Below are 16871 nucleotides of genomic sequence, written 5' to 3' on the forward strand. Positions count from 1 at the left end.
GCGACCACGCACTCTCGACACATCCTGCGCTGTTCCTACTTGTCTCCGCCGTGCGGCGGAGACGACTCATCCCTCGGTCGTCAGCTCGACTGCCCCATCGTGGACGATCTGGAGCCCCGCTAGGAGGGGTTGCTGTTTCCATCGATCACGGGTGTTGCGGTGTGCTGTCGGTCGACGTGGACATCGAGTCGGTGAACGTGAGGGTCCAGTCTTCGGCGGCGGGGCACAGTTGCCGGGGTTTCGGGGGGTGGTCGCCCCGGGTGCACAGCTCCTGCCTGAGGTTTCCCGTCGATGGGCCGGTCGATCGCCCGCCCGAAGAACGTCCGATACCAGCGGAGAGCGGCATCCCTCAGCGCAACCGGGTAGCCCTCGATGATGCCGTGGTGCTCCTGGTCGGCGGCAGGCAGTGTTCCTGCCGGGGCCTTGTCACCGAGTGAGTTGAGCAGCGTGTGCATCGTGCGGATGCCCGGGCCGAGCATGGCCGGCTCGGGCGACCCATGCGTGTGCCACAGCCCGACGGTGCTTCACTGGGCGCGCCGTCCAACACGGAGGGCGCTCAGGCAACGGCGTCGTGCTCGATCGCCCCTTCGCGTGCGGATCCGCTCGGCGACGGCGTCGAGCAAGGACTCACGGACGTCGCGCCCGAGTCTGCGGTACGGCGACAACGAGCGAAGGTGAGCGGCAAAGCCGTCCCCGGTGAACCACTGAACGGTTGGATCCCAGCGCACGTTCGTCGGGCCGAACAATTCTCCGGGATCGTCGGCCAGGCCCCATCCCTCGTCGGTGGTGCGCACGTCGTCCTCCAGGGGTGGATGACCCCGGTCGGGGTTCCCGGGGCGGATTAGCTCATGGAGTTCGGCGGTCTCGGCGTACACCTCCGGTTCTCCCGGTCGCCGGACAACGACGTTGCCGAGCAGCGCCGTCCAGCCGGGTGTTACGGCGCTCGGTCAGGGTGCGTACCGCCTCGGTGTCGAACGCGTCCGGGGTGAGCCGTTCGGCGATGAGGTCGAGGAGCTGGTCGACGGTCGCCGTGGCCTTGGCCGCCGGGTCGGTCGAGCGCCACTTGACCGGTCGCCGCGACTCGCACTCGGCAGCATGGACGGGGTAGTCGGCGCAGGAGGTGTGGATGAGGCCGAGCGCCCGGTGGGATGGAATCGTTGCGGCCGGCTGGCACAGTGCGCTGTCCAGGGCAGGCGAGGGCGGTGGTGGCGCTTTCGAACCCCGGCGCGACGCCCACGTGTTCGCTGCGTCCCCCGGTGAACTGTCCCGTCGGCGGGCCGGGGCGCTTGGGTGCGTTCAACGCCCGCTCGGGTAGAGCCTGTTGGGAAGTCAGCCGTGGTCGTGAAATGGTCACGCGTTTTCGATGTCCCGGAGGGAGGACGCCTCGCCGCACGCGGTGCAGTAGTGGGTGGCTACGGTGCCGGTCGCGGCAGCACGGTCCACGGCGGCCCGCGCCCTCCGCGCGTTTCGGTTCTCGCTTCGGACGATGGCGATCGTGCCGACGAAGAGGAGCACCGCGGCGACGGCCCCGACCGGCGCGAGCCAGGGCCAGCCCCGTTCTTCGGAGTAGTGCAGGCCCGCAGCCCCGGCAATGAACGCGATCAGGGTTCCCTCCGCGAAGTGCGCGCACCCATTGGTCTCGGTCGCGCCGGCGACCGCCACGATGCCTTCCGCTCCGCACCGGGGACACACCACTGGCCCGTTCGCTGTCCCGCCGCCCCTATTCGTCATGGCCCCCATCATGACGCCCCCCTGCGTGTCCACGCCAACCGGCTCGAGGACCGGGCCAGGTCCGGATCGAGCCGTCAGGAGTCCCCTCGGAAGTGAGTTCCGATGAACCTGGACGAAGGAGTGGGAACCGCTCGCCGCGTATCCCTGCCAGGCGCGGATGCCGCTCACCCGCCGCGCGTAGCACCGCATGGTCGAGGACGACGCCGATGCCACGGTGCCGGACGCTCCCGAGGGCAAGTGCCGTTCGGATGTGACTCCGCCTGGTAGCGACCTCTGGCTCATCCACTCCGGGGTCACCGTCCGTGACCTGGCCGACCGGTCGGAGACACCGAGAGCCGACTGGGACTGGCCCAGTCGGTCATGCGGCTACCTCCCCAAGGTGACGAGGGCGTAGTCGAAGTAGATCGGGTCGCCTTCCTCGTCCGACGGGTAGTCGAAGCTGCTCTCGTTGGAGAGGATCACCTTCAGATCCGGCAGGGTGTCGACGCCGTCGTCGTTCTGCTCCACCCGGTGGCCGCGCTCTTCCAGCCCTTCCAGCAGTCGTTCGCTCGGGGTGCGGAAGATGTCGAGTCCGTCGAGGGTGACGCGCACGTCCGCGGCCTCGTTCCGGAAACGGTAGACGTGGATGTCGGTCAGCGCGCCCTTGGTGAAGCCGAGGGTGATGTCCGAATCGGAAGCGGCGTGTTCGCAGACGACCTGGCCCGGGGCGTCGCCGTGGTCCGCGTCCGACGGGACGAAGCCCAGCTCCCGCGCGGCCCCGACCGCATCGTCGGCCGTCATGCCGAGCCGGATGGTGGCGACTCCTACCTCCGGCAGGAGCGTCAGTTCCATCACCGTTCCCTCCGAGTCTTTGTTGCTTGTCGTCGCCTACTCTGCCGCATTCCGCATGCATTCGTCGCAGCGGCCGGACGCCCCTCAGGGCTGATCGTCGCCGGGGCACGCGAGAGCACCGTCACCGCAGCAAAGGTCGTTGTACCGGGTCACGGTCACCGCACCGGTGGAGTCCGTGAAACGGGTGACACGAGCCTGTGCGTCGTACGAGAACCGCGAGGACAGTGCCCCGTCAGGGCCGGTCGTCTCCACGACCCGGCCCGCGCCGTCGTGGACGTACCCGCGTCACTCGCGCTCGCCCGCTCTGACCAGTCCCGCCTCGTACGCGGCGATCACCGCCTGCGCCCGGTCGCGGACCTGGAGCTTCGCGAAGAGCGCGGTGATGTGGTTCTTCACCGTCGACGGGCTGATGAACATCGCCTCCGCGATCGCGGCGTTGTCCAGGCCGGTGGCGATCAGGCGCCAGGTCTCCCGCTCGCGGGGCGTCAGCTCGACCAGGATGCCCGCCGGGCCGACCGTGGTGGCGGGCCGCTCCGGGCGCTGCGGGGCCGTCACGTAGGAGGAGATGAGGCGGGTCAGCAGGCGTGGGGCGACCACTGCCTCGCCGGTGTGCACCACGCGCAGCGCCGTGACGAGTTCCTCGGGCGAGATGTCCTTGGGCAGGAAGCCGCAGGCGCCGGCGCGCAGGGCGGCGACCACGTGCTCGTCCATGTCGAAGGTGCTCAGCGCGAGCACCCGGCAGTCGGGCACCTCCTGGGTGAGCCGTGCCGTGGCGGCGATGCCGTCCAGGACCGGCATGCGGATGTCCATGACGACGACGTCGGGCCGTAGCCGCCGGGCGAGTTCCACCGCCTGTGCGCCGTCTGCGGCCTCGCCGACGACCTCGACGGAGGGTTCGGGCCCGAGCATGAGCACCAGCCCGCGGCGTACGAGGAGTTGGTCGTCGGCGATCAGCACCCGGATGGTGGCGGGGTCCGCCGGGTCCGTCGCTGTCGCCCCGCTCGCTCCGTCCGTCGTCCCGCTCACCACAGTGCTCCCTCTTCCTCCGGCAGCGGCAGGCGTGCCGTGACCTGATAGCCCGGTCCGTCGCGGCGGCCCGCCTCCACGGTGCCGCCGTGCAGTGCGACGCGTTCGCGCATGCCGATCAGCCCGTATCCGGAGCTGGGCACGGACACGAAACCGTCGGCCGTCCCTTCCCCGTCGTCCAGGACGTCCACCCTCGTCTCCTGGTCACCGTACGTGAGGACCACACGCGCGTGAGCGCCGCTTCCCGCGTACTTGCGGGTGTTCGTCAGCGCCTCCTGCACCACCCGGAACACCGTCAGACCGGTGCTGGTCGGCAGCGGCCGGGGCTCTCCCCGTACCTCGAACTCCGTGGGCAGGCCGGCCGCGCACGACTCGGCGACGATCCGCTCCAGGTCCGCGATGCCCGGCTGCGGCGCGGTCGTCTCCTCCGGTGCCTCGTCGTCGGCCCGCAGGACGTCGAGCAGCTGCCGCATCTCGTGCAGTGCCGTGCGCCCCAGACCCTCCAGGGTGACGAGGGCGTCCCGCGCCACCTCCGGGCTCCGGTCGAGGTTGGCGCGGGCGCCGCCCGCCATCAGCAGCATCGTCGTGACGTGGTGGGCGACGATGTCGTGCATCTCGCGGGCGATGCGACGGCGCTCGTCGGCCACGGCCCGCTCGGCGAGCAGCCTGCGGTGGGCTTCGACCTCCTGCTGCCAGCGGTTCATCACGAGTCCGGCGGCGACCACGAACAGCACGGCCGCGCAGTTCCCCACCAGTTTCAGGACCAAGGACTGGGACCAGGGAGCCCCCGCCACCAGCGGCATCGCCACACACACCAGGGCCGCCGGGACGAAGACGGCGACGCGGCGGGCGCGCACGACGGAGTAGAGGGCGACGACCACGGCCGCGTTCAGGCCCTGGCCCACCGGCCAGCTCAGCAGGACGGTGAGGGTGACGGTCAGGACGGCGGCGAGCGTGAGCAGCGGGGCCCGCCGCCGGGCGAGGAGCGCCAGGGCCGACACCGTCGTCAGCAGACAGCCGGCCACGGGGACGAAGCCCTGGACGTCCTGGCTGGTGAGGGTGAAGCCGATCAGGTCGAGGGCCGCAGCGCCGACCGCGACGAGAGCGTCGTTGCGGGTCCAGGGCATGGCCTCGCCGAGGGCCGGTCTGGCGCGCTTCCCGGTGGGCGCGGCCTGGGTCGTGGGCATCGTGTTCCTTCCTCGGTCACCGGGGCTCTCCCGCCTCGGTCACCTCACCGCCCATTCTCTCCGGGTTCCGACCCGGGTCGTGGGGCCTGAGGACGATCCCGGACCAGGAGCAGGGTCCCAGCCGGGGGTCCGGCGGCCCCGCGCTCCCAGCCTCCATCTCGTTCCCGGCTCGGACGATCCGGCGCGTTCCCGCTGGTGTGCTGGCAGCAGCAGGCCGGAAGCCCCGGCGAAGCATCCACTCCACTTTGCCGGAGGCAGTCCGTGATCCGTGCCCTGACCGGGTTCTCCACCCGCCATCCCTGGAAGGTCATCGCCCTGTGGTCGGTGATCGGCATCTTCCTCGCCGTGCTCGCCGGAGCGCTGATGCCCCGCGCGAGTCAGGCGCAGAGCGGCGACTTCCTGCCGAAGAGCTACGACTCGGCCGCCGCGCTGCGGATCGCCGAGGAGGAGTTCGGCGTGGCGTCCGACGCCAGCACGGTCACCATCCTGGTCGCACGGCCCGACGGCAAGCCCCTGACCGGCGCCGACCAGAAGCGCATCGCGTCCGTCGCCGAGGAGCTCGGCAGCCGCCGCGTGGCGATGCCGTCCCCGCAGGACACGTCGACGAAGTCGGACGACCAGATCCCGTTCCTCGCCGAGGACTACTCGCAGACCCCCGAGGTCAGCGTGGGCATGACCGCCCCGGACCGCACCTTCGAGCTGCTGTCCGCACGCCTTGAGGGCAACGCCGTCGACCCCGGCATGCACAGCCTGTTCCGGGCCTTCCGCGAGCAGGTCGTGGACGCCTTCGCCGACGTGGACCTGCGGACCGGGTTCACCGGCGGCCTCGCCGACCAAGTCGACACCCGCGACGCCGAGGAGCCCACCCAGCGCATCGTCGGCCTGCTGATGCTGGGCCTGATCGTGCTGATCAACGTGTTGGTGTTCCGCAGCGTGGCCGCCGCGTTCATCCCGCTGCTCGCGGTCGTCATCGTGGGCGGCGCGGCGACCGGCGTCGTCGTCGGCGGCGCCCTGCTCACCGGCATCATGCTGGACGCCTCGACGCCCAGCATGATCAACGTCGTCCTGATCGGCATCGGGATCGACTACTTCCTGTTCCTGCTGTTCCGCTTCCGCGAGCTGCTGCAGGAACGGCCCGACGCGTCCCCGCGCGCCGTCGCGGCCGAGGTCGGCGCCCGCGTCGGCACCGCCGTCACCTCCGCCGCCCTCACCATCGTGGCGGCCTTCGCCACCCTGGGCGTCGCGACCTTCGGGCAGTTCCGGGTGCTCGGGCCCGCCGTGGCCGTCTCCGTACTCGTCATGCTCCTGGCCAGCCTCACGCTGATGCCCGCCCTGCTCGCGGCCACCGGCCGTGGCATGTTCTGGCCGTCCCGGGCCCTGAAGCGCGCGCCTCGCCCCGGACTCGCCGGGAAGACCGGTGACCTCGTGGCCCGCAGGCCGCTGATCTCCCTCCTCGCCGGTACCGTCCTGCTCGGCGCGCTCGCCGTGGGCATGACCGGCATCCGCATGGACTTCGCGCAGGGAGGCACCCACCACGAGACCCAGGCGGCCGCCACCGCCGCGGAGATCGCCCGTGCCCTCCCGGCCGGCGTCTCCGACCCCGCCACGGTCTACGTCACGGCCCCCGGTGGGCAGCGCCTCAGCGCCGGTGACCTGGGCGCGCTACCCGGCGAGCTGGCCCGTGTCGAGGGCGTCGGCCAGGTGGGCGAACCCGTCTTCAACGAGCAGCGCGACGCTGTGCGCGTCGATCTGTACCTGACGCACGACTCCCAGACGCAAGCCGCTCGCGACCTGGTCTCGGGGCCGGTGCGGGACACCGTCGCGGCCCACACCCCGAAGGACCTCGAAGCCCATGTCGGCGGTACGGCGGCGATCTTCGCCGACATCTCCACCGCCGTCGACAAGGACCTGAAGACCGTCTTCCCGGTGGCCGCCGCCCTGATCGCCCTGATCCTGCTGGTGCTGCTGCGCAGCGTGCTCGCGCCGGTCGTCCTGCTGCTGTCGGTGGGCCTGTGCTTCGCCGCGACGCTCGGCTCCGCCGCCCTCGTCTTCCAGCACGCGCTCGGCGAGCCCGGCGTCAACTTCGTCCTGCCGCTCGTGCTGTTCCTCTTCGTCATCGCCATCGGCACCGACTACAACATCCTGATCAGCGACCGCATCCGTGAGGAGATGGAGGGCCGGCGCCCGGCCCGTGCCGCAGTCGCCCGCGCCGTGCGCCACACCGCACCGGCCATCGCCACCGCGGGCATCGTCCTCGCCGCGTCCTTCGGCAGCCTCGCGGTCGGCTCGAACGCCGCCACCCAGCAGATCGGCTTCGCCACGGGGCTCGGGATCCTGCTGTCCGCGTTCGTCCTCTCGATCGTGCTCGTCCCGGCTGCGGCGGCGCTGCTCGGCCGCCTCATCTGGTGGCCGGTGCGCCCCGGTGGGCGCCGCGGCCGCGGCAAGCACGCGGAGCCGGCCTCGCCCGTGCGCCCCGCAGCCGACCACCGGCCGGATTCCTTCACGCACACCGGTTGACCACCACCCGAATCGGGCCGGCGAGGTCGCTGCCGGTCCCGGTCGTGCCGATGGGCCGGTGCATCGCACCGGCCCATCGGGGTCTTCGGACGTCAGCGGTGCCTGGCGCGCCGCTTACGACTGATCAGGACGGCTGCCGCGCCCGCACCGAGCAGCACGGCGACGAGGGCGATCGCCTGGCCCAGGCCGGACGTGCCGGTGTTGGCCAGTCCGCCCGGCTTCCGGCCGCCGTCCGGTCCCGGAGCGTTGGGGGCCGGGGTCGTCGGCGGCATCGACGTCGGAGCGGACGTCGGAGTCGGAGCGGGCGACGGGGACGCCGTCGGCGTGGGCCTCGGCGACGGCTCCTTCGGGACGTACACGCCGGCGTCGATCGTGTGGTCGACCCCTCCCGGCTTGGCCGGTGCGGTGACCGGTGCGTACCCGTTGCACAGCCGGCCGCTGGTCGGTGGGGTCACGTTGGAGTCGTGCACCCGGTCGTCACCGGTCCGCGGCAGGGTGAACCGCAGGTCGGTGGCGGCCGGCTGGCCCGGGACCTTGCTGGTGTCCGCCGTGCACACGTCGAACTGCACGGTGTACTTCGCGCCCGGCGTCAACTCGTACTCCGCGCCGACCCCGCCGAAGTAGTACTCGCCCGCCGCATCGGTCGTGGTCGTGGCGACCTTCTTGCCCGCGGCGTCCAGGAGGTTGATGGTCGCGTCCGGCAGCAGTACGTGCCCCGGGTCCTGGACGCCGTTGCGGTCGCCGTCGAACCACACCACGTTGCCGATCTGGATCGGTGCGTTCGCCGCGGCGTACGCGATGTCGCCGAGGCCACCGGCCTTGCCGAAGCCGTTCTGGTTGGGGCCGACGAACTCGTACGCGTTCTTGACCGGGTCGTTGCCGGGGCCGAGGCCGGTGGCGACGTCGTAATAGCCGGTCCCGCTGGTGATGACGCGGCCGGTCGGGTCCATCTGCGTGCTGACGACCCACTGCTGCTGCGGGATGTAGGCGACGGACCCCAGGGCGGACTCCTGGTGCGGCCCGGGCTGGGTCGCGGAGCCGCCGTTCGGGAAGAAGTCGCCCGGGAAGTACTCGACGACGCCCGGGGGTTGGACCCCGTCGACGGTCGGATCCGTGGCGTGGTCGGGGCAGCTTCCGGTGCCCTCCCACTCGTAGCCGCCGGTGGGCTTGGCGCAGGCCATGTTGATGTCGCCGCCGGACATGCCGTGCTGCGGGGTGTCCTTGCCCGGCCGCGGGTCCAGTCCGCCCCAGCTCACCACGTCCATGAAGCGGTCGCGGAAGCCGAGGACCAGCGAGCCGTCGCGGGTGAAGGCCATGCTGGCGAGCGCCGGCTGCGGGTTGATCATCGCGGTGCCCACCTGGAGGGTGTCCCAGTCGGCCAGGTCGGTGTTCCACGGGTTCCAGTGGTTGACCTGGTCGCGGCCGGAGTTGCCGGTGAGCACGCTCCCGCGTTCGGCGGTCAGCGGCTGGGACAGCACGGTGGTGAACTGCCCGCGGTCGTAGGTGGCGACGACGGCCTTCAAGTCCGCGCGCTTTTGCGTGCTCTCCGCGCTGCACACCCCGCCGACGTAGAGGCTGTCGTCGTGGGCGGCCACGCTGAACGGACGCCAGTCCCCGGCCGACGCGCAGCCCGGGTCGGGGATCGACACGGTCGCCTTGGGCGCCGAGGCGGTGGGTCCGGTCGCGTCGAAGCTGACCAGGCTCCGGGTGCGCAGGTTCACGGCGTACAGCGTCGAGCCGTCCTCCGACAGGGCCAGGCCGCCGATGCTCTCCTTGCCCGGTGCGTCGGTGAACCCGGCGTCCTTGATCAGGTTGGCGGTGTCGTGCGGGGTCTCGGCGGCGCCCGGCACCTTCGCGAACAGCTTCGTTGCGCCTCCGTCGGCCGGCACGGTGTAGATCGCGTCGCCGCCGGACGGCCCGTACTCGGTGTAGCGGCGGGCGAACGCCGACTGGAAGAGCTGCTTGCGGTGCCTGTCGTAGGCCAGTCCGAAGGTGGTGCCCACCTGGTCCTGGGTGTTGAGCACCTCCGGACACGCCTGCGGGGTGGGGCAGTTCCCGCGGGCGCCCGTCCCGAACGCCACCAGCGCCCGGGTGTCCGTCCCGCCGGCACCGCTCTGGATCGGTACGAAGTAGCGGGAGTCGGGCAGGGCGTAGTCGGCCGGGTTCCAGACCCCGGTGGTCACCGAGGCGTCCTTGCCGTCCGAGACGTCGACGAACGTCGTGAAGCTGTCGAAGTGGTTCGGCGCGGTCGAGGCGGGTGCCGCCCGTAGGTAGTCGCTGTAGGGCGCCGGGACGGTGACGTCGACCCGGTACCGGCCGCCGGCCAGCTCGCTCGACGGCGACACGACGACCTTGCCGGTGACGTCGGTGACCCGGGTGACGCGATGGCCGGCCGGGTCGCTGACGGTGACCTTCATGCCCCGTTGCGGCACGTCCATGGTCGAGTTGATCACGCCGGTGCCGAAGAAGTCCCGCAGCACCTCGACGGTCAGGGTGCCGTCGGAGGCCGTGGCGCCGGCCTGCCCGGCCCCGGTGACCACCGCACCTATGCCGCTCCCCACCAGTAACAGGCCGGACAGTCCCACCCGCACCAGTCCACGTAATGGCATGGCACTCCCTTGCATCGCCCTGCGCCAGCGCCGATCTCGGCAAATTCCAGCGGGAGCCTACTAGCTGACGGCACATCATGTCCGCGATGTGCGGACTTTGCCGGCACCTCGGGGAGACCTGTTACAGTCGCGCCGCGTGCGGAGCATCAGAACACGCAGCATCGACGTCAAGCGGGGCGCGCCGGGACGCGGAGCGGGTCGTCGCCGGTGGCCGAAGGTCCGGTGGCTGGCGGCCGCCGCCATCGGCATCGCCGCCGCCGCGGCCGCCGCCTTCGCCCTCCTCGGCGACGGCGACGGCCCCGCCACCCCGCGAGCGTTGACCTCGGACGAGGTGAATCGACTGGCCGTCTCCCGGTTCCTCAACTACCAGGCGGGCGGCCGGGCGGTGACGATCACCGTGCCGAGCGCCGACGGCGGGCTGGTCATCACCGGCTCCGTCGACTACCGCACCCACAACGGTTACGGAGTGGTGCGCGGGACCGGCCGCGACGCCTCCAGCTCCGGGCTGATCCAGTGGACGGGCACCACCGTCCTCGTGCGCCCCATGGCGCAACCTCCGACGGTCGCACCGAAGTCGCCGCCCGCGTCCGGTTGGCACCGTCGCCCGTTGCAAGCGTCCGGAATGTCGCTGGACAGCTCGCTGGCCATCGCGCTCCACCTCGGCAACGACCGGCCGGACAACGCGGCACTGCTGCCGCAGAACGGCGCGGCGTGGGTCGGGCGGGACCGGGTGCGGGGCCGTCAGACGGACGTCATGAACGGGCCGGACGCCGGCACCGTAGCCAGTGCGTCACCGACGGTGCGCTACTGGATCGGCGCGGACGGCACCATGTACCGGGTCCAGGCCGGGATCGCCTCCGCGCCGCAGCCGGTGGTCGTCGACTTCGACACCCATGCGTACGTCCCGGTCCAACCGGCAAGCGCGGGCACACCGGCACCGTAGGGCGGGCCGTCTTCCCCGTCGTCCTCGACGTCCTCGACGTCCGCGAGCGCATCGGCCCCCTGCGGCGGACGGTACTGCGCCACGGACCGCCCAGGAGGACGTGCGGGAAGGGCGTGCGCGGGATACGGCTCCTATTCGTTGAAGAAGTGGTCTGCCGCGGTGATGGCGGCGGCGGGGCCGCCGACCTGGGTCCAGGACATGGGCGTCCCGTCGTAACGGTAGACGGCGCCCCTGTCAGGGGTGAGGCCGTACACGGTGTCAGCGGCGACAGCGAAGGCATCACCGGGGCCACCGATGAGCTCCCAATCGAACGGGGTCCCAAGGTAGTGATACAGATCGCCGTTGGGCGAGTTGGCGACGAGACCCCAGGGCCCCGCGCAGAGACGAATCGCAGGGCCGCCGACCTGAGTCCACGACATGGGCGTCCCGTCATAACGGTAAACACGAGCTTCGTCGGGGGTCAGCCCATAAACACTCTCGGCAGTGACGGCGAAAGCCGCGCCGGGGAGACCGATGGCTTCCCAGTTGAACGGACTTCCAAGGTAATGGAACAGGTCACCCGTGTTGGGGTCAGTGGCGACAAGACCCCAACTTCCGCCGAAGATCTGCCCTGCAGCAGTTCCGACCTGAGTCCACGACATGGGCGTCCCGTCATAACGGTAAACGCGCGCGCCGTCCGGCGTGAGTCCATAAACACTCTCGGCCGTCACCGTGAACGACGCACCCGGATTACCGATGTGGAACCATCGCTGCGCGAGGTCCAGGTTGTAGTTCCTGAAGGGCCAGTCCCACTTCCACAGCTCTCCGTTGGACACCGTGCAGACGACGCCGTACTCCCCGCCGTAGAGATTGACGAACGGGGTGTTGTTCGGGCCGCCTCCGTTCCCGCTGGTGTCCTGCCACGTGTCGTCCGGGCCGTCGTGCCAATATGCCCGACCTCGGTCGGGGGTCAAGGCGCAGATGCCGGTGACGGTTTCCCCTGTCATGGCTCTCCTCCTTTCAGATGGTCCCGAGATCACCGGCGTTGAAGACGCGTCCTGCCGCGGTGATGGCGGCGGCGGGGCCGCCGACCTGGGTCCAGGACATGGGCGTCCCGTCGTAACGGTAGACGGCGCCCCTGTCAGGGGTGAGGCCGTACACGGTGTCAGCGGCGACAGCGAAGGCATCACCGGGGCCACCGATGAGCTCCCAATCGAACGGGGTCCCGAGATAGTGATACAGATCGCCATTGGGCGAGTTGGCGACGAGACCCCAGGGCCCCGCGCAGAGACGAATCGCAGGGCCGCCGACCTGAGTCCACGACATGGGCGTCCCGTCATAACGGTAAACACGAGCTTCGTCGGGGGTCAGCCCATAAACACTCTCGGCAGTGACGGCGAAAGCCGCGCCGGGGAGACCGATGGCTTCCCAGTTGAACGGACTTCCAAGGTAATGGAACAGGTCACCCGTGTTGGGGTCAGTGGCGACAAGACCCCAAGTTCCGCCGAAGATCTGCCCTGCAGCAGTGCCGACCTGAGTCCACGACATGGGCGTCCCGTCATAACGGTAAACACGCGCGCCGTCCGGCGTGAGTCCATAAACACTCTCGGCGGTCACCGTGAACGACGCACCCGGATTACCGATGTGGTCCCACGAGGGAAGTACGCCCAGAGGCGTGTGCGCCACACTCCGTAGGAAATACAGCTGACCGTCGGGTGGCACGGTGGCCACCAGGCCGAAGACGCCGCCGAACAGGTCGAACAAGGGGTCGTTGCCGATTCTGCTCCAGGACATGGGTGGTCCGTCGTACCGGTAGGCGGCACCTCTGTCCGGTGTCAACGCACAGGCGGTCATGGGGTCGGCTAGCGGTAGGCCCATCGCTCACCACTCCTTACAGGGCGTTCCTTTCCTGGAAGGGAGGCGAACCGGCCTGGCCGCCTCCTGGGGACACGGCACTCGCAACGCGGGGCTCATCCGTTGTTTCCACGCTACTCGCGTGGGGCTCCTCACGCATGGTCGAACGCTCGGACGACGCCCGGGCCGTCCGGGGGTCAGGTCGTGACGAGCGCGCCGACCGCAGCGTCCAGCAGGCCGAGGGCTCCAGCGCCGACGGCCATTGCTGCCCGCTGGCCTTCGTCGCCACACCTGGCCGGTCCGGTGACGCACCCGCGTCCACTCACGTCAGGGCCGCCGTCCGGGCCGCCGGGCCCCGCGGCAGACCCAGGAACCGACCCGCCGTCGCGCTGGCCGACAAGCCCTACTCGTCCCGTGCGCTCCGCGAGCACCTGTGCAAGCACGAGATCCAGGCGGTGATCCCGCAACCAGCGGACCAGACCCACCGCAAACGCCTCGGCAGAAATGCGGCCGAGGCCCGTCACCCGCGAGGTGCATCGCCTACGAGATCTGGACCCGGGCACCGGTGGCGAGCAGGGACGGCGGCGGCAGCACGACGTCCGCGAGGTCCGGGAGGGCCGGAGCGTCCGGCACTGCGGTGGGCCCGACGTTGGCGGCCTGCGGGAACTCCGGCTGGGGGCCGGGCGCGGCCACGTCGGTGAACGGAATGCCCGCCGGCGCCGTCTGGCTCCGCCAACTGCCGGAGGGCGTGGGCGACGTGGCGGGAGCCGTACACGACGCGGTGTCCGCGATGCCTGCCGGTACGGTCGTCCGGAGCACGTTCCCCCGTAGGCAATTGCCCTGTCCACGGGTGGCGGTGGGGAAGGTCCAGCCGACGTCGACGCCGTTGGCGGTGAAGGTGTTCCCCTCGATCCGGTTGCGGTCCGCCGTCAGGTCGGCGGTCGCGGTGATCATGAGCCCGACGTTGGCGTTGCCGGTGATCCGGTTGCGGACGAACCGGTTCTCGCTGCCGCCGTCGACGCCGACGCCGATGCCCCAGCCGCCGTCGGCCTGGACGGGGGTCAGCTTCTGCTGGTTGTCCGCGATCAGGTTGCCGGCGATGACGGTGTCGCGCTGCGGGAGCAGCTTCTCCTGGTGGTCGGAGTTGGTGGTCAGCCCGACGCGGTTGCCGACGAAGCGGTTGCCGACCACGTACAGCTCGCCGCTGGCGTTGGTGTTCTCGTAACCGACCGCGTTGAGTTCGGAGACGTTGTTGCGCACCACGATCCGGCACGGCTTGCACTGGCCGACGTAGATCCCCGAGTCCGCCCCGCCCGATGCGTAGGAGTGCTCGATGACGCCGTTCTGGGCGGAGAACGCGTAGATGCCGTAGAGGCCGTTGCGGGTCGCGGTGACGTGCGAGACGCGGAACGACTTCAGGAGGCGGACGGGTTCGTCGCCGGTGTCGTACCCGCCGCTCCCCGGCAGCCCGGCGACCGCCGCCGCGGAGCCGGTGACCAGGACCCCGTTCTGGGTGTTCTTCTGCACGGTCAGGTTCTCCACGGCCACCCCGGGCGCCGTGACGACGACTCCGTTCGGCCGCTGCAACTGCCCGTCGACGACGACCTCGCCCCGGGACTCGCCCCGCAGCGTGATCCGAGCCGTGTCGATCTTCACCGACTCGCGGTACACGCCGGGCGCGACCAGCACCAGATCACCGGGGCGGGCCAGGGACACCGCGTCCGAGATCGTCGGGGCGTCGCCGGGCACCCGGATCGTCACCTGGGCGCCGGCCGGCCGGCGGCCCCGGTCCGAGCCCCCGTCGTCACCGCCACCGCCGCAACCGACCACCAGCGTCAGCGCGCCCAGGGCCGCCGCCGTCACCTTCGCCGTCGTCGCGCGACGAGCTAATCGAGACATGATCCCAGTCTGGCACGCCGGACAATTCAACGCGGCATTAAGGCAGTTGGGCAGAGAACGGCGGAGCGGGCATGGCACCCTACAGATCATGCACCGCGCCGATCGCCATCCGTCCCGCCGCGCGTTCCTCGACGTCACCGGTGCGACGGTGGCGGCCGGGCTCGTCGCCGGGTGCTCGCCGGACTCCGGTCGGGCGGACCGGCCCGCCCCTTCCGCCGCGGCGACGCCCGCCACGGTGGCGGCGACGGGCCGACACCAGGCGGGCGTCACGCTTCCCCGGACCGCCCAGCGCAACCTGCTGGCGGTGGTGGCCGACGTCGACTCCGCGGTGGCGCCCGGCCCCCTGCTGGCGGACCTCGGCGAGGCCGTACGCTCCCTCACTTCCGGGGCCGACCCGCGGCTGTCGGGCCTGCCCCCGGGCGATCTGACGGTGACCGTCGGCGTGGGTCCGCGGCTGGTGCGCACGGCCGGTTCCGCGCTGCCCGGCGCGGCCGACCTCCCGCGGTTCTCCCGCGAGCGGATCGCCCGCCGGGCACTCGGCGGCGATCTGCTGATGCAGATCTGCGCCAGCGACGCACTGCTCGTGCCCGTCGTCGTCGCCGCGCTCCTGGACCGGGCCGGCGACCGCATCCGCGAACGGTGGCGGCAGGCCGGACGCCGCGGTGCGGAAGTGCCCGTCGCCGAGGGGCTCACCGCACCGCGCAACCTCCTCGGGTTCATCGACGGCATCGTGGGCCCGCACACCACCGCCGAACAAGAACGCGACCTGTGGCTGGCCGGGCCCGCTGCGGTCGCCGGCGGAACCCTCGCCGTACTGCGCCGGATGGAACTCGACGTGACGCGGTTCGCCGCCCTGTCCGTCGCCGAGCAGGAGGCGGTCTTCGGCCGACGCCGGGGCAGCGGCGTGCCCCTCTCCGGCGGCACCGTCGCCTCGGGCCCGCAACTCGGCGCCAAGACTCCCGACGGGCGCTACCTCGTCCCCGTGGACGCCCATGTGCGCCGGGCGAACCCCACCGCGGTCGGCGTCGGGCACATGCTCCGTCGCTCCTACAGCACCGACGAGCCCCCCGGGCTGCTCTTCATCAGCTTCCAGAACGACCTGCGGACCTTCACGGCGACGCTCTCCCGCATGGACGCCTCCGACGCACTGCTGCCCTTCACCACCACGACCGCCAGTGCGACCTTCCTGGTCCTCCCCGGCTTCGACCGACGACGCCCGCTCGGTTCCCCGCTGTTCGGCTGAGCCCGCCGCGGTTGCGGTGCGGGCCGTGGGCCGCTGCACCGCAGCGGGCGGGCGGCTCCTCCTGACGTGCGTCCGCCCTGACTGACGTACGCCTCGGTCGGCGCGCCCGGGGCGTGCGGGGCGCACGGGGAGGTGCCGTGCAGCAGGCAGTGATGGGCTATCACGCGATTGCCGCGGCCTGGGTGCACGTGCTCGCCGTCTCGACAGGGAAGTCTTTGAGCCGTTGGAGACCGTGCGGCCCGTCGGCGGCCGCACGGACGGCGTCGGTCCACTCGCGCAGGAGCGTGTCATGAAGGTTCTGATCGTTCTCACCTCGCACGACGAGTTGGGGGACACCGGTCGCAAGACCGGTTTTTGGCTGGAGGAGTTGGCGGCGCCGTACTACCGCTTCAAGGAGGCCGGTGCGCAGCTCGTGCTCGCCTCGCCCGAGGGCGGGCAGCCGCCGCTGGATCCCAAGAGCAACGAGCCGCAGTTCCAGACGGACTTGACCCGGCGCTTCGAGGCCGACGCGGAGGCGACCGGGGCGCTGGCGCGGACCGTACGGCTCGACTCGGTCCCGGCCGGCGACTTCGACGCCGTCTTCTACCCCGGCGGTCACGGGCCGCTGTGGGACCTGGCCGAGGACGCGGTCTCCGCGCGGCTGATCGAGACGACCCTGCGCTCGGGCCGTCCGGTGGCGCTGGTGTGCCACGCCCCGGGGGTGCTGCGGCACGTCGTCCAGGAGGACGGCACGCCGCTGGTCGCGGGCCGGCGGGTCACCGGATTCGCCAATTCGGAGGAGGAGGCCGTCCAACTCACCGACGTCGTCCCCTTCCTGGTCGAGGACGAGCTGACCGCGCTCGGCGGGGCGTACTCCAAGGCCGACGACTGGCAGCCGTACGTTCTACGGGACGGCCTGCTGATCACCGGGCAGAACCCGGCCTCTTCGGATCCCGCGGCGGAGGCCCTGGTGTCGTTGGTCCGGGAGGGCGGGGCGTGAGGTCCGTGAGCTGACGCGGCGCGCGGTGGTGCGTCGGTAGGGAACCGGGCCGGGCCCGGACGCCTGAGGAAGG

14 protein-coding genes and 2 pseudogenes are annotated in these 16871 nt (G+C 71.2%); 5 read left to right on the forward strand and 11 right to left on the reverse strand.

Annotation, left to right across the window (positions count from 1 at the left end; all coding sequences use genetic code 11):
- Positions 1-119: 119 nt before the first annotated feature.
- The 7 genes and pseudogenes from ACH4E8_RS28070 to ACH4E8_RS28100 form a co-directional block, all read right to left on the reverse strand.
- Positions 120-512, reverse strand: a complete 393-nt coding sequence (locus ACH4E8_RS28070) for a DUF4262 domain-containing protein (protein WP_398453470.1) — start codon at positions 510-512, stop codon at positions 120-122.
- A 12-nt stretch (positions 513-524) separates the two neighbouring features.
- Positions 525-794 carry a hypothetical protein gene (locus ACH4E8_RS28075; RefSeq protein ID WP_398453240.1) on the reverse strand — a complete coding sequence of 90 codons (270 nt, stop codon included), beginning with the start codon at positions 792-794 and terminating at the stop codon, positions 525-527.
- A gap of 556 nt (positions 795-1350) precedes the next feature.
- Positions 1351-1662 carry a hypothetical protein gene (locus ACH4E8_RS28080; RefSeq protein ID WP_398453243.1) on the reverse strand — a complete coding sequence of 104 codons (312 nt, stop codon included), beginning with the start codon at positions 1660-1662 and terminating at the stop codon, positions 1351-1353.
- Between the two features lie 435 nt (positions 1663-2097).
- Positions 2098-2562 (reverse strand): hypothetical protein, encoded by a 465-nt coding sequence (locus ACH4E8_RS28085; RefSeq protein ID WP_398453246.1) that lies wholly within the window; start codon positions 2560-2562, stop codon positions 2098-2100.
- Between the two features lie 84 nt (positions 2563-2646).
- A pseudogene (locus ACH4E8_RS28090) lies at positions 2647-2823 on the reverse strand (hypothetical protein); the annotation flags it as partial.
- 24 nt (positions 2824-2847) lie between these two features.
- On the reverse strand, positions 2848-3588 hold the full coding sequence (locus tag ACH4E8_RS28095) for a response regulator (RefSeq protein WP_398453248.1): 741 nt from the start codon (positions 3586-3588) through the stop codon (positions 2848-2850).
- Positions 3585-4775, reverse strand: coding sequence for a sensor histidine kinase (locus ACH4E8_RS28100; RefSeq protein ID WP_398453251.1), 1191 nt, complete (start codon positions 4773-4775; stop codon positions 3585-3587). Before ACH4E8_RS28100 ends, ACH4E8_RS28095 begins: the two co-directional genes overlap by 4 nt.
- Positions 4776-5036: 261 nt before the next feature.
- On the opposite strand from ACH4E8_RS28100, the gene ACH4E8_RS28105 reads away from it, so the two are divergent.
- A complete protein-coding gene (locus tag ACH4E8_RS28105) occupies positions 5037-7292 on the forward strand; it encodes an MMPL family transporter (protein ID WP_398453254.1) in 2256 nt (751 codons plus the stop codon).
- A gap of 92 nt (positions 7293-7384) precedes the next feature.
- Here ACH4E8_RS28105 and ACH4E8_RS28110 read toward each other — a convergent pair whose 3' ends face one another.
- Positions 7385-9901 carry an SdrD B-like domain-containing protein gene (locus ACH4E8_RS28110; RefSeq protein ID WP_398453257.1) on the reverse strand — a complete coding sequence of 839 codons (2517 nt, stop codon included), beginning with the start codon at positions 9899-9901 and terminating at the stop codon, positions 7385-7387.
- A gap of 247 nt (positions 9902-10148) precedes the next feature.
- Between ACH4E8_RS28110 and ACH4E8_RS28115 the strand changes: the two genes are divergently transcribed.
- A complete protein-coding gene (locus ACH4E8_RS28115) occupies positions 10149-10844 on the forward strand; it encodes a hypothetical protein (RefSeq protein WP_398453473.1) in 696 nt (231 codons plus the stop codon).
- Positions 10845-10975: 131 nt separating this feature from the next.
- On the opposite strand, the gene ACH4E8_RS28120 is transcribed toward ACH4E8_RS28115, so the two are convergent.
- Both ACH4E8_RS28120 and ACH4E8_RS28125 read right to left on the reverse strand, forming a co-directional pair.
- Positions 10976-11830 carry a hypothetical protein gene (locus ACH4E8_RS28120; protein ID WP_398453260.1) on the reverse strand — a complete coding sequence of 285 codons (855 nt, stop codon included), beginning with the start codon at positions 11828-11830 and terminating at the stop codon, positions 10976-10978.
- Between the two features lie 13 nt (positions 11831-11843).
- Positions 11844-12617 carry a hypothetical protein gene (locus tag ACH4E8_RS28125; protein ID WP_398453262.1) on the reverse strand — a complete coding sequence of 258 codons (774 nt, stop codon included), beginning with the start codon at positions 12615-12617 and terminating at the stop codon, positions 11844-11846.
- Positions 12618-12835: 218 nt separating this feature from the next.
- Between ACH4E8_RS28125 and ACH4E8_RS28130 the strand changes: the two are divergent.
- Positions 12836-13177: pseudogene (locus ACH4E8_RS28130) on the forward strand (IS5/IS1182 family transposase); the annotation flags it as partial.
- Positions 13178-13217: 40 nt separating this feature from the next.
- Here ACH4E8_RS28130 and ACH4E8_RS28135 read toward each other — a convergent pair.
- A complete protein-coding gene (locus ACH4E8_RS28135; protein ID WP_398453265.1) occupies positions 13218-14576 on the reverse strand; it encodes a right-handed parallel beta-helix repeat-containing protein in 1359 nt (452 codons plus the stop codon).
- Between the two features lie 88 nt (positions 14577-14664).
- On the opposite strand from ACH4E8_RS28135, the gene ACH4E8_RS28140 reads away from it, so the two are divergent.
- Both ACH4E8_RS28140 and ACH4E8_RS28145 read left to right on the forward strand, forming a co-directional pair.
- Positions 14665-15819 (forward strand): Dyp-type peroxidase, encoded by a 1155-nt coding sequence (locus ACH4E8_RS28140; RefSeq protein WP_398453268.1) that lies wholly within the window; start codon positions 14665-14667, stop codon positions 15817-15819.
- Between the two features lie 289 nt (positions 15820-16108).
- Entirely contained in the window at positions 16109-16798 is a 690-nt protein-coding gene (locus ACH4E8_RS28145; protein WP_398453271.1) for a type 1 glutamine amidotransferase domain-containing protein, read from the forward strand.
- Positions 16799-16871 lie beyond the last annotated feature (73 nt).

The sequence above is a fragment of the Streptomyces sp. NPDC017979 genome, assembly GCF_044328175.1.
Taxonomy (GTDB): Bacteria; Actinomycetota; Actinomycetes; order Streptomycetales; family Streptomycetaceae; genus Streptomyces.